At 67.0% G+C, this 13,445-nt stretch carries 11 protein-coding genes; 9 read left to right on the top strand and 2 right to left on the bottom strand.

The genetic code is table 11. The features are described from left to right. Nucleotides 1–21: 21 nt before the first annotated feature. From OL599_RS13200 to OL599_RS13160, 9 genes are all read left to right on the top strand, one after another. Nucleotides 22–1,272, top strand: a complete 1,251-nt coding sequence (locus OL599_RS13200) for a sarcosine oxidase subunit beta family protein (RefSeq protein WP_264714248.1) — start codon at nt 22–24, stop codon at nt 1,270–1,272. 1 nt (nt 1,273) lies between these two features. Then, nucleotides 1,274–1,549, top strand: coding sequence for a sarcosine oxidase subunit delta (locus tag OL599_RS13195; protein ID WP_264714247.1), 276 nt, complete (start codon nt 1,274–1,276; stop codon nt 1,547–1,549). Beyond that, nucleotides 1,546–4,476, top strand: coding sequence for a sarcosine oxidase subunit alpha family protein (locus OL599_RS13190; protein ID WP_264714246.1), 2,931 nt, complete (start codon nt 1,546–1,548; stop codon nt 4,474–4,476). The genes OL599_RS13195 and OL599_RS13190 overlap by 4 nt, the downstream gene beginning before the upstream one ends. After that, nucleotides 4,463–5,056, top strand: a complete 594-nt coding sequence (locus OL599_RS13185) for a sarcosine oxidase subunit gamma (RefSeq protein ID WP_264714245.1) — start codon at nt 4,463–4,465, stop codon at nt 5,054–5,056. The genes OL599_RS13190 and OL599_RS13185 overlap by 14 nt, the downstream gene beginning before the upstream one ends. Before the next feature lie 75 nt (nt 5,057–5,131). Beyond that, a complete protein-coding gene (locus OL599_RS13180) occupies nt 5,132–6,154 on the top strand; it encodes an ABC transporter ATP-binding protein (protein WP_264714244.1) in 1,023 nt (340 codons plus the stop codon). Next, nucleotides 6,147–7,118, top strand: coding sequence for an ABC transporter ATP-binding protein (locus OL599_RS13175; protein ID WP_264714243.1), 972 nt, complete (start codon nt 6,147–6,149; stop codon nt 7,116–7,118). The genes OL599_RS13180 and OL599_RS13175 overlap by 8 nt, the downstream gene beginning before the upstream one ends. A 9-nt stretch (nt 7,119–7,127) precedes the next feature. Further along, nucleotides 7,128–8,081, top strand: coding sequence for an ABC transporter permease (locus OL599_RS13170; protein ID WP_264714242.1), 954 nt, complete (start codon nt 7,128–7,130; stop codon nt 8,079–8,081). After that, nucleotides 8,078–9,043 (top strand): ABC transporter permease, encoded by a 966-nt coding sequence (locus tag OL599_RS13165; RefSeq protein ID WP_264714241.1) that lies wholly within the window; start codon nt 8,078–8,080, stop codon nt 9,041–9,043. Before OL599_RS13170 ends, OL599_RS13165 begins: the two co-directional genes overlap by 4 nt. After that, a complete protein-coding gene (locus OL599_RS13160; protein ID WP_264714240.1) occupies nt 8,974–10,617 on the top strand; it encodes a peptide ABC transporter substrate-binding protein in 1,644 nt (547 codons plus the stop codon). The genes OL599_RS13165 and OL599_RS13160 overlap by 70 nt, the downstream gene beginning before the upstream one ends. Here the strand turns inward: OL599_RS13160 and OL599_RS13155 are convergent. Both OL599_RS13155 and OL599_RS13150 read right to left on the bottom strand, forming a co-directional pair. After that, entirely contained in the window at nt 10,596–11,816 is a 1,221-nt protein-coding gene (locus OL599_RS13155) for an NAD(P)/FAD-dependent oxidoreductase (protein WP_264714239.1), read from the bottom strand. The genes OL599_RS13160 and OL599_RS13155 overlap by 22 nt on opposite strands. Then, the gene (locus tag OL599_RS13150) at nt 11,813–13,393 is read right to left on the bottom strand and encodes an FAD-dependent oxidoreductase (RefSeq protein WP_264714238.1); all 1,581 of its coding nucleotides are present in this window, start codon (nt 13,391–13,393) and stop codon (nt 11,813–11,815) included. Before OL599_RS13150 ends, OL599_RS13155 begins: the two co-directional genes overlap by 4 nt. Between the last annotated feature and the right edge of the window lie 52 nt (nt 13,394–13,445).

The raw sequence follows: 13,445 nt of genomic DNA, 5'->3' as shown, positions 1-13,445 counted from the left end.
AGTCGAGTCTGCGAGGCGAAAATGCGGTATTCGGGACTCAGGCTTCTCACGCAGGCATTGACGGGCAATCGCGGCTGGACGCCCGCCTGGCGCGATCCTCAGCCAAAGCGGGCCTACGATGTCGTCATCATCGGCGGCGGCGGGCATGGCCTGGCAACCGCCTACTACCTGGCCAAGGAGCATGGCATCACCAACGTGGCCGTGTTGGAAAAAGGACCGATCGGCCTGGGCAATACCGGGCGCAATACCACGATCGTCCGCTCCAACTACCTGCTGCCGGAAAACCACAATTTCTATGAATGGTCGCTCAAGCTCTGGGAAGGGCTGGAGCAGGACCTGAACTACAACGCCATGGTCAGCCAGCGGGGCGTGCTGAACCTGTTCCACTCCGACGGCGCCCGCAACGCCGCGGCGCGCCGCGGCAACGCCATGCGACTGGATGGCATCGATGCCGAACTGCTCGACAAGGAACAGGTGCGCGCCTACTGCCCGCTGATCGACGTGGACAATGGCCGGTTCCCGGTGATGGGCGGCCTGCTGCAGCAGCGGGGCGGCACGGCGCGGCACGACGCGGTGGCCTGGGGCTTCGCCCGCGCGGCCGATGCGCGCGGCGTCGATATCATCCAGCATTGCGAGGTCACCGGCATCGATGTCGAGGGTGGGCGCGTCACCGGGGTGCAAACGACGCGCGGCCCGATCCGCGCCGGGCGGATCGGGCTTGCGGTTGCCGGCAATACCTCGCGACTTGCGCAGATGGCCGGGCTCGACGTGCCGATGGAAAGCCACGTTCTGCAGGCCTTCGTGTCGGAGAGCGTGAAGCCGCTGGTCGATCAGGTCATCACCTTCGGCGCCGGGCACTTCTACATCAGCCAGTCCGACAAAGGCGGCCTGGTGTTCGGCGGTGGGCTGGATGGCTGGAACACCTATGCCCAGCGCGGCAACCTGCCGGTGGTGGAGCATGTCTGGGCAGCCGGCATCGCCATGATGCCTAGCCTGTCGCGCCTGCGCGGCCTGCGGCAATGGGGTGGAGTCATGGACATGACGTTCGACGGATCGCCGATCATCGCCAGGACGCCCGTTGCGGGCCTGTACATGACCGCCGGCTGGTGCTACGGCGGATTCAAGGCGACACCCGGCTCCGGCTGGTGCCATGCCTGGACCATCGCAAAAGACGAGCCGCACCGGCTGAACGCGGCCCATACGCTGGAGCGCTTCCGCGACGGGCGCCTGCTCGACGAACGTGGCAACGGCCCCTTTCCATGGTTGCAATGACGTGATCCGCATCGATTGCCCCTATTGCGGGCCGCGCGACGAGGTCGAGTTCGCCTATCGGGGCGATGCCACAGTCCGGCGTCCATCCGCCGACGCGCCGGCCGACGCTTTCTACGACTATGTCTACACACGGCGGAACCCGCGCGGCTGGCACGTGGAGTGGTGGCATCATGCCGCGGGTTGCAGGCAGTTCCTGAAGGTGGTGCGCCATACCATGACGCATGAAGTGCGGCAGGTGGCACCAGCCACGACAGTCGTGGATGTGCCCTCGGAATGACCCAGCGCTTTCGCACCGCATCCGGCGGACGCATCGACCGCAATCGCGTCCTGCGCTTCCGCTTCGACGGACGCGCCTATGAAGGTCATCCCGGCGATACGCTGGCCTCGGCTCTGCTCGCCAACGGGGTGCGTCTGGTCGGGCGCAGCTTCAAGCTGCATCGGCCGCGCGGCATATTCAGCGCGGGCACCGAAGAGCCGAATGCGCTGGCCGAGTTGCGCAGCGGCGCCCGGCGCGAGCCGAACACGCGCATGACGATGGCGGAGCTGTACGACGGGTTGGAGGCGGCCAGCCAGAACCGTTTCCCCTCGCTGCGCTTCGATCTGCTTTCGCTGGGCGCCCTGGCCGCGCCGGTTCTGTCGGCCGGATTCTACTACAAGACCTTCATGTGGCCGGCCTCGTTCTGGGAAAAGGTCTACGAGCCGCTGATCCGCCGCGCGGCCGGCCTTGGCCGCGCCGCCCGCGAGCCGGATCCTGACCAGTACGAGACCATGCACGCGCATTGCGACGTGCTGGTCGTCGGAGCAGGCCCGGCCGGCCTGGCCGCCGCGCGGGTCGCCGGCGCCGGCGGTGCGCGCGTGATCCTGTGCGAGCAGGACTTCGAACTCGGCGGCGGCCTGCTGATGGAACCCGAGCACGCGGCCTGGCGTGACGAGACGGTGTCGGCGCTGCAGTCCATGGCCGAGGTCACGATCCTGCCGCGCACCACCGTGTTCGGCTATTACGACCACAATGTCCTGGGTGCGGTGGAACGTGTCGCCGACCACGTGGCGGCGCCACTGCCGAACACGCCGCGCCAGCGCTATTGGACCATCCGCGCGAAGACTGTCGTGCTGGCGACCGGGGCGCATGAGCGTCTGATCGCCTTCCCCGGCAATGATCGCCCTGGTGTGATGCTGGCCGGTGCCGCACAGGCCTATGCGACGCGGTTCGGCGTGAAGGCGGGCGCACGCGCTTTGCTCTTCGCCAACAACGACGCGGCCTATGACAGCCTGTTCGCGCTGCAGGACGCGGGCGTTGCCATCGCCGGTGCGGTCGATCCGCGGCCGGAGTCGGCCGGTGCGTCCGCCGCGCGCGCCCGGGGCATCTCCGTCTGGGCCGACAGCGAGATCGCCGGAACCTCCGGCGGCACCGCTTTGCACGGCGCCCATGTGCGCCGTCGTGGCGGCGCCGGCACCGATACTGCGGTCGTCGCCGACCTGCTCTGCGTCTCCGGCGGCATCAATCCGGCCGTGCATCTCGCCAGCCAATCGCGCACGCCGCTGCGATGGAACGAGGCGCTCGCCACCTATGTTCCCGGCGTCCCCGTTCTGGCGCAGCATTCCGCCGGCGCCGCCGCGGGCGTCACGGGGATCGCCGAGGCGGCGGCCGATGGCGCAAAGGCAGGCGCCGCGGCCCTTGGCGCGGCCGCACCCGCCATCCCATTGCCGACCGGCACGACTGCCGACGCCCGCGTGCTGCCGATCTGGGAGGTGAAGGCCCGCGGCAAGGCCTTCGTGGACATCCAGGACGACGTCACCACCGACGACATCCGCCTGGCGCATCGCGAAGGCTACAAGCATATCGAACACGCCAAGCGCTACACGACGCACACGATGGGCACCGACCAGGGCAAAACCGGCGGCATCGTCGGCGCTGCGGTATTGGCGGAGGCGCGCGGCGAGCGCGTGCAGGATGTGGGCCTGCCGACATTCCGCCCGTTCGCGACGCCGGTCACCTGGGGCGCGATCGCCGGCGCGCATGTCGGCAAGCACTTTGCCCCAACCCGCCGCACGGCGCTGCATGAATGGCATGTGCGCAACGGCGCCGAATTCATGGATGCCGGCCAGTGGCTGCGTCCGGCCTACTACCCGATCCCCACCGATACCGACGCGTGGGAGAGCGTGCTGCGAGAGGCCCGCGCCGTGCGGCGTGCCGTCGGCATCTGCGACGTGTCCACGCTGGGCAAGATCGACGTGCAAGGCCGCGACGCCGCGACATTCCTCGATCGCCTCTACACCAATACGTTTTCCACCCTCGCCGTCGGGCGCGCCCGTTACGGGCTGATGCTGCGCGAGGACGGGATCGTGTTCGACGACGGCACCACATCGCGCCTGGCCGAGGATCGTTTCTTCGTCACCACCACCACCGTGAATGCGGCCGCGGTGATGGCGCACATGGAATTCCATCTGCAGACGGCCTGGCCGGACCTCGATGTGCAGCTCGCCTCGGTCACCGACCAGTGGGCGGCCATGTCGATCGCCGGCCCGAAGACGCGCGACACGATCGCCAGGATCGTTGACGGCATCGACCTGTCCAACGGGGCGTTCCCGTTCATGGCAGTGGGCGATGGCACCGTGCAGGGCCGCCCGGTCCGCGTGTTTCGCATCAGCTTCTCGGGCGAGATGGCGTATGAGATCGCCACTCCGTCAGGATACGCCGAGCAAGTCTGGAACGCGGTCCTGGCGGCCGGCCGCGAATTCGGCATCACCCCTTACGGGGTTGAAGCGCTCGGCCTGCTGCGCATCGAGAAAGGTCACGTCGCCGGCTCGGAACTGAACGGCCAGACCACCGCCGCCGATCTCGGCCTCGCCAGGATGCTGAAGAAGCGCGGCGACTTCATCGGCCGAACCCTGGCGCAGCGGGCCGGCCTGACCGACACCGGTCGGCCGACTCTCGTCGGGCTGCGCGCGGCTCGCCGCGACGAGAAGCTGCGTGCTGGCGCACATCTCGTCGAGCCGGGCAGCACCACCAGCCATGGTTGGATCACCAGCGTGACACGCGCGGTCGAGATCGAGGGCTGGATCGGGCTTGCGATGCTGCGCGGCGGCGCCCAGCGTATCGGCACGCGCATGCACGCAACATTTCCTTTGAAGGGCGAAGTGGTGGAAGTGGAGATCGTAAGCCCGTATTTCGTCGATCCGGAGAACCAGCGTGTCCGCGCCTGAACCGGTCAGCCCGCTCGCCCGCCATCTCACCGCCGGACGTTACGGGGCGCCAGGCGACGCCCCTGTGTACATCAGCGAGCGCCAGTGCGTGCTGGTGCAGCTCTTCGCACGCAAAGGCCGAGGCGACGACGTCGCCAGTGCCATGCAGGCTGGATTCGACCTGCAATTGCCCTCGCCCGGTAACGCCGCGTCGGCCGGCGAGATCACGGCGCTTTGGATTCAGCCTGACGCCTGGATGCTGGTGGCGCCACGTGGCAGCGAAGGCGCACTCGCCGCCAGGATAAAGGCGGCATGCGGCGATGCGGGCTCGGTGGTCGACCAGACGCATGGCCGGACCGTACTCCACATTTCCGGCCGCCGCGCTGCCTGGGTGCTGGCCAAACTCTGCCGTGTGGATCTGCATCCCAGCGCATTCGGCCCGGGCCGTGTCGCCGTGACGCCGGTCGCGGATCTGGCCTGCGTATTGCACCATAGCGATGCGGCACCCGGATTCGACCTGATCGTGTTCTCCTCCTACGCCGTGTCGTTCCTGGAATCCCTCACGCACGCCGCATTGGAAACGGGTTACGACGTCGCATGACCCCGCAACGCTGTTGCGGCGATCGCAAGGCCCTGGCAGCATCCTTGTCCTGATCCCAGTTCGACGAGGCCCTTGATGACGCTCGCCGATACGACCGCGCCGGATCTCTCCTCGGCTGCCAATACAGCGCCAGTGCTTCGCGTCGATGATCTGCACGTGCATTTCCGCATTCCCGGCGGGGTGATGCGTGCCGTCGATGGAGTCTCCTTCGATCTGCGCCGGGGCGAGACGCTTGGCCTCGTGGGCGAGAGCGGCAGCGGCAAGACCATGACCTCCCTCGCCCTGCTGCGCCTGCTGGAAACTCCGCCGGCGCAAATCGACGGCAAGGCGGTCATGTTCGAGGGCCGTGACCTGCTGCGGCTGCCCGAGCGGGAGATGACGGATCTTCGGGGCTCGCGCCTGTCGATGGTGTTTCAGGAGCCGATGACCTCGCTCAATCCGATCATGACGATCGGCCGGCAGATCGACGAGCCGCTGGTCCGGCATCTTGGTCTGACAGCGGCCGCCGCGCGTGCACGCACGCACGAGCTGCTCGGGCTCGTCGGGATCCCTCGCCCTGCGCAGGCAGCGACCGTCTATCCGCACCAGTTGTCCGGCGGCATGCGCCAGCGCGCCATGATCGCCATTGCACTCGCATGTCGCCCCTCGGTCCTGGTCGCCGACGAACCGACGACGGCGCTGGACGTGACCATCCAGGCACAGATCCTGGAACTGCTGGAGCAGCTGCAGCAGGAAATGGGCACGGCGATCCTGCTGATCACGCATGATCTGGCAGTCATCGCGGAAACGGCGCATCGCGTTGCGGTGATGTATGCCGGCCGCATCGTTGAGACCGGGCCGGTGGCAGCGCTGTTCGCGGCGCCGTTGCATCCCTACACGGAAGGGCTCCTGCGCTCCATCCCACGCGTCGTCCGCACGCCGGCCGCGGAGTTGCCGGAAATCCCGGGATTCGTGCCTGCGCCAGGCACGTTGCCTGCGGGCTGCGCCTTCGCGCCCCGATGCGCCTATGCCGACGCCGCATGTCACGGCACCCGCCCGGCCCTGCAACCGGCCTTGTCCGACCGGGAAGTCGCCTGCTGGAAGCCGCGTCATGGCTGAGCAACTGCTTCGGGTTCGCAATCTGCGCACGTATTTCCCGATCCTGTCGAAAGTGCTGCGCCGCCCGGTCGGCCATGTCCGCGCGGTCGATGGCGTGGACCTCGATCTCGCCGCCGGCGAGGTGTTGGGCATCGTCGGCGAGAGCGGCTCCGGCAAGACCACCACGGGCAAGACGATCCTGCGGCTGACGGAGCCAACCGACGGTGAGATCCTCTTCGAATCCCGTGACATCACCCGGCTGCCCCAACGCGAGATTATGCCGCTGCGCCAGCGTATGCAGATCGTGTTCCAGGACCCGATGTCCTCACTGAATCCGCGCATGACCGTGGGCCGCATTCTGGCCGCGCCGTTCGAGATTCACGGCGTCGCACGCGGCGCCGAAGCCCGGGACCGCGCCGCCGCGTTGCTGCGCCTCGTGGGTCTGCCCGCCGAGGCGGCGCAACGCTATCCGCACGAGTTCTCCGGCGGCCAGCGCCAGCGCATTGGCATCGCCCGTGCCCTGGCGTTGCGGCCCCGGCTGATCATTGGCGACGAACCCGTCTCCGCGCTGGACGTGTCGATCCAGGCGCAGATCATGAACCTGCTGAAGCGGCTGCAAGGCGAGCTCGGCCTCACCTACATCTTGATCTCGCACAATCTCGGCGTGGTCAGCCATATCTGCGACCGGGTGGCGGTCATGTATCTGGGCCGTGTCGTCGAAAGCGGCCCGCGAGAGGCGCTGTTCTTCGACCCCAAGCACCCATATACCGAGGCCCTGCTGGCCGCCGTGCCGTCGCCAGACCCGGGCCACACCAGACGGCGCGTCGTGCTGGGCGGTGACATGCCCTCGCCCGCCAATCCTCCTGGCGGATGCGCCTTCCATCCGCGCTGCCCGCGTGCCATGGCCCGGTGCGCACAGGAGGCGCCGGCCACGACCACCCTTCCCGGCGGTCACATGGTCGCTTGCCATCTGTATCCGGCATAGGGGGCTCCGATGCTGTCCTATATCACTCGCCGCCTACTGCAATCGGTGCCGCTGCTGGTCGGCGTGTCGATCATCGGCTTCGGGTTGATGCACCTGGCGCCGGGTGGGCCATTGGCCGTCTACACGCTCAATCCCACCATCACGAACCAGGACATCGAGCGCATCCGCCTGGTGCTCGGCCTGGACCAGCCGGTGCATATCCAATACCTGAAATGGGCCGCGGGCATGTTCACGGGCAACTGGGGCAACACGTTCTTCGGCGGTCGCCCCGTGCTGGATGTGATTCTCGAGCGCATGCCGGCGACGTTCCTGTTGATGGGATCCGCACTTTCGCTGGCCATCCTGATCGGCGTCACCATCGGCATCCTCGGGGCGGTGCGGCGCTACTCCGTGTTCGACACGCTCGCCACGACGGGCGCGATGGTGGCGCTGTCCTTCCCCACATTCTGGTTCGGCCTCATGGCGATCTACTTCTTCGCGGTTCGTCTGGGCTGGCTGCCGAGTGGCGGCATGTTCGAGCTTGGCGAGGAAGGCAATCCGCTCGATCTGCTCCGGCACCTGGTTCTGCCGGCGATCGTGCTGGCGCTTGTCATCACCGCCATCTGGAGCCGCTACGCAAGGTCGTCCCTCCTCGAAGTGCTGCACCAGGACTATATGCGCACTGCCAAGGCCAAGGGTCTGCGCCCTCGCGAACGACTGCTGCGCCACGCCATGCCGAATGCGCTGAAGCCGTTGATCGCATTGCTGGGCATCGAACTGCCGGCGCTGTTCTCGGGCGCGCTGGTGACCGAGACGATCTTCGGATGGCCGGGAATGGGGCGGCTGTTCGTGGATGCCCTGAACATGAAGGAATACCCGATCCTGATGGGCATGATCATGTTCACTGCGCTGTTCGTCATCGCCGGCAATCTCATCGCCGATGTCATCATTGCGCTGCTCGATCCTCGGGTGCGCCTGTCATGAGCAGCGCCGCCCGCGCCGGTGTCATGCGCCGCTTCACCCGCCACCATCTGGCGCTGTTCGGCGGCGTGACAGTGGTTCTGCTTTGCCTCTCGGCGCTGCTTGCCCCCGCGATCGCGCCGCGCGATCCGTTGTTGCTGGATACCTCAGTGCGGTTCCTGCTGCCGTTCGCCAGCTGGACGTTCCCCCTGGGCACCGACGAACTCGGCCGCGATACGCTCAGCCGGTTGCTGTACGGCGGGCAGATCTCGCTGACCGTCGGCCTGGTGGCCATGGCGACCACGGTGGTGACGGGTTCGGTTATCGGGCTTCTGGCCGGCTATCTGGGTGGCTGGACGGATACGCTGCTCATGCGCTTCGTCGACACCATGCTATGTTTCCCGCAGGTCTTCCTGCTGCTGGTCGTCGCGGCCTTCATCCCGCCCACCCTGATCTCGATCTCGCTGATCATCGGGCTTACATCCTGGATGGAGGTCGCGCGCATTGTCCGGTCGGAAATCCTCCACTTGAAGGAACAGGACTTCATCCAGGCCGCCCGCGCGCTCGGAGCCGGCAAGACGCGTATCATGTTCCAGGAATTGCTGCCCAACATCGTCGCCCCGCTGCTGGTGGCGGCAACGCTGAAAGTGGCGGCGGCGGTGCTCATGGAAAGCTATATCAGCTACCTCGGCTACGGCGTGCAGCCGCCTTTGGCCAGTTGGGGCAACATGCTGACCAACGCCCAGGGTTATTTCGACACCGTTCCGTGGTTGGCGATACTTCCCGGCGTGATGATCACCCTCACCGTCATGGGCTTCAACTTTCTGGGCGACGGCCTGCGCGACGCGCTCGACCCGCGCCTGCGCATGGAGTCCCGACCAGCTAACGCCCCGACACTCAGAACAAGGAGGCTTGCATGTCTGGAACAAAACGATTCGGCATCACGCGCCGGCAAGCGCTGGCTGGTAGCCTGGCGGCGCCGCTGATCCTTCCGGCCGGGATCAGGACCGGCCACGCACAATCCATCAACCGCGAACGCGTGATCCTGGGCATGACGCAGGAGCCGGTCCAGTTCAACCCGCTGCTCTGGGTGAATGCCGGCACCGAGAACGTGCCGGAGACCTGCATGTTCGACGCATTGTGGGACGTGAACGAGAAGGGCGAGTTCATCGCGAACCTGGCCACCAAAATTCCCAGCAAGGAGAACGGCGGCATCTCCGCCGATGGCCTGGTCTGGAAGATCGAGCTTCGTCCGGACGTGAAATGGACCGACGGGCAGCCCTTCACGGCCAAGGATGTCGAGTTCACCTACCAGACCATCATCAACCCGGCGGTGGCGATCCGCAGCCGCAGCGGGTTCGATCTCATCAAGAACTTCAAGGTCGTCGATTCCACCCATATCGAGATCGAGCTGTCACGGTCTTATGTGCCGTTCGCCTGGGCATGGCAGAACATGCACATCGTGCCGCAGCACCTGCTGTCCAAGGAAAGCAACATCAACACCTCGGGCTTCAACAGCCAGCCCGTCGGCACCGGCCCGTTCCTGCTGAAAAGCCGGACCGCCGGCAGCCACATGATCTACGAGCGCAACCCCAATTATCACCGGGGCGCCGCAAAGTTCCGCCAGTTCATTCACAAATTCGTCCCCGACCAGCTCGTGCTGTACGGGCAGGCGAAGACCGGCGAAGTCGATTACATGGGGTTGTCGGGCGTGCCGGGGGACCGTTGGCGTGAAGCGGCGGCGATACCCGATCGGGACCTGCTTACCACGCCGCAGCCCTGGGTGCAGTTCGTCTACTTCAACTGCGGCAAGCCGCAGTTCAAGGACCCGAAAGTGCGCAAGGCGCTGTACATGGCGCTGGAGATGCAGAAGTCGATCGACGACGTCTATTTCGGTACCTACAAGCGCACGCTGTCCTATCTGCACACGTCGCACTGGGCGTACAATTCCAGTCTCAAGGACCCCACCCCGAACCCCGAGGCGGCGACGAAACTGCTCGACGAGGCCGGCTGGAAGGTCGGCGCCGATGGTGTTCGCGAAAAGGACGGCGTGAAGCTGAAGTTCACGATGTCCACCACCGCCGGCGTCCCGGCGAGGCAGAACGCGCAGGCACTGTTCCAGCAGAACTGGAAGCGCATCGGCGTGGAGATGGAGATCCGCAACTTCCCGGCCTCCGTGGTGTGGGGCGAGTACACGACAAAAAGCCAGTTCGACACGCTGCTTGTGTCGTGGGAGCCCACCGTGGGCATGGACCCGGACTACACCGCGCGCGCCCATTCGAAGCAGATCCCGGCGAAAACCGGCGTCGGGTCGAACTACGTGCAGTATGAGAACGCCGAAGTCGACCGGCTGCTCGAACTCGGCGTGACACAGGCCAATATCGAGGACCGCAAGGCAACCTATGCCAGGATTCAGGAGATCCTGGCGGAGGAAGTGCCCTTCGCGCCGCACGGCGGGACGTACCAGGGCAACCTGAAGAAGAAGCAGCTCACCGGCATCAAGCCGAACGGCTACACCGTCAACGCCGCCTGGAATCTCTACGAGTGGGCCTGGGCCTGACCTGACGCACTCAGGGGGCCCGCCGCATCGGCGCGCGCGGGCCCTCGCTCTCCTTCCGCTCCATCGGGCGACCAGGGCACCCAGCCGTTGCGGGCCTGCCAGTCGGTCGGAAGCCCGGCAAAGCGCGACAGCGTGAGCTGGCTCAGATCGGCGAAGTCGCACCGTCCCTGCGTCACCAGTTGCATGATCGCCCGCCCCGACGCCGGCGACAGCCCGAACCCCACGCTGGACATCGTCGCGATGACCAGGTTCGCCGGAGCATCCAGCCGATCCAGGATCGGCCGGCCGTCCGGCGTGTTCTCAACAACGCCGGCCCAGCTGCGAATCACCCGCGCGTGCGCGACTTTCGGGAACAATTCATGCAGCCGCCGCGCCAGGCTGCGCACGACCGGCGAGTTGACCGCCTTGGGCGTGCGCGCGTCGGGAAGCTCGAGCCACTCATGCGGTCCGCCGCCATAGGCGAGGTTTCCACGCAATGTCTGGCGCCCGTAAAGCCCGTTGCCATCCGCGCCGCCATGCCGGATCAGCGGCAACGGCTCGGTGACGATCATCTCCGCCCGCGCCGGCGCAATCGGCACGGTTACGCCGACCATCGCCGCCAACTGCGCCGTATGCGGCCCCGCGGCAATCACCACGGCGTCGCAGCCAAGGGGGCCCTGGTCCGTCTGTACCGCCACAACCTTGTCGCCGCGCAGATCGAAGCCCGTCACCGCGGTGTGTTGCAGGATCGTGCCACCGAGATCCTCGATAGCCCAGGCATAGGCTTGCACCGTTCGCTGCGGATTGGCGTGGCCGCCGAAGTGCCACAGCAGGCCCCCCGCTACGCTGTCGGGCACCCAGGGCACCAGTTCCTTCAGGGCGTGCGCGTCCAGCGCCTCGGCACGGAAGCCCTGCTGCACCGCCAGATTCGTCACCCGCCAGTATTGCTCCAGCTGGGCCGGATCCAAGGCGATACGGATGCGCTGCGGCTGATACTCCGTGGGATAGCCGAGCAGTTCATCCATCATGGGCCAGAGCCGCTGCTCCTCGCGGAACAACGGCGAATAAGCATGCGTCGCACCACCGCCGTTGCGGCCGGATGCCTCCCATCCGACGATGCCTCTTTCCACCAGCGTCACCGCGACCCCTTCCCGCCGCAGCCACCATGCGGTGGACAGACCGGTGACGCCACCGCCGATCACGACGACATGGCCGCTCATTTCGCGGCATCCAAGAAGATACGTCCGCCCCAGTACTCCGGGTTTTCCGGAACCTTCTCCCAGTGCGGCAACCATTGTGGGGCGATGCCGAACCAGCCCGTCCAGTTGGCCCGCAACGCCGCACTCTCGTCATGCGCCGACAATACCGACAGCGGCAGCGGGCGCAGCGGCGCCCGATAGCTGGGCATCGGCACACTGCCGCTGGGCTGGTTGCCTTGCATGGCCAGCAGCGTCTGCACCTGCTCCCGGCAGCGGCGCCCCTGGCAGGGTCCCATGCCTGCACGGGTCAGGCGTTTCACCTGATCCTGATTCACCGGTCCGTCGCCTGCGAGCGTCCGCACATCGCGCCCCGCGAACTTCGCATCGTCGTAGCTGAGATAACGCGGCGGGCGAACGCCAAGCAGATCGCGCAGCGTCACGTCCTCGCATCGGCAGATCGTCAGCGCCGCCGCCGGCCCCGCATGCACTTGCAACCAGTGCCGCCGCCGAGCCTCACGGTCGCCCCCGTGTGTCCGGATTGTCCTCGCCGGCGCCGGCGCCGCGAACCCGGCATCACGTGCGGCCGCGCGTGCCGCCTCCCGCCCGGACGAAGCGGCCAATGCGGGATCACGCGGCTCTGCGTCACCGATCCCCGCGCAATCGCCCGCCGCATAGATCCCATCGACCGAGCAGCGCCCGTCTGCATCCGTCACCGGCACGTGCCCGCCCCACTCAGGGCGGAACGCCATGGCGCAGCCCAGCAAGTCGAACATCTCGACATTCGGCACAGTGTCGAGGGCGGACACGATCGTGTCGCACGCGATCGTCACTGCGGCGCCACCGCCAACCGGCACGATCGAGATCCCCTCGACCTCCGCGCCGCCCTCCACGCCGCGCACGGCGCAGCCCGAATGAACCGTCACGCCATGGGTGGCGAATTCCTCGTGAGCGGCAGCCGCGACATCAACCACCGCGGCCACCTCGATCCCGGCCTCCCGCGCCTGCTGCACGCAGCGCAGTCCCGTCACACCGGCGCCCAGGACCACCACGCGCCGTCCTGCAAATGCGCCGTACAGTCCGATTGCGGCGGCGAAGCCCTGCGCCCCCATCACCCCCGGCCGGTCCCAGCCGGGAAAGGCGACCGCCAGATCGCGCGCGCCCGCCGCGACGACCAGCCGGTCGAAACCGATCAGCCATGATTGCGTCTCATCGGCCAAGGCGAGCATGCGGCAGGGCAGTGCCCTGCTGGTCGGCCCTGTCACGAAGGCAGCCCAGACATAGACACCCAGCCGTACGTCCACGCCAACCTCGAATGCCTGCTCAAGCTCCGGGCGTGCAGCGACGATGCGCTCCAGCATGCGCGGCTGGTTCTGCACGGATGCGGTCATGCGCTCGCCGAACATCCAGGGCACGTCGATGCCCATCAGGGCCGAGGCCACGGGATGCTCGTCAACCAACATCACCCGCAGGCCCAGCCGTGCCGCCTCCACCGCAGCGGCCACACCGGCGGGCCCGGCGCCCAGCACGACCAGTTGAAGGTGATCGGTGGCGGGAAATTCCTTCCCCGCAACGGAGGTCCGGTCGATCGGCCTGGGCATGGGCAGCTCCGTGTGCGCCGCTGATGTGCAAGAATGCTGTCCCACGAGCACG

This window comes from Limobrevibacterium gyesilva (assembly GCF_025989185.1).
GTDB lineage: Bacteria > Pseudomonadota > Alphaproteobacteria > Acetobacterales > Acetobacteraceae > Limobrevibacterium > Limobrevibacterium gyesilva.
Note: the sequence above shows the minus strand (reverse complement) of the source record. Positions and strands in the feature narration are given on the sequence as shown.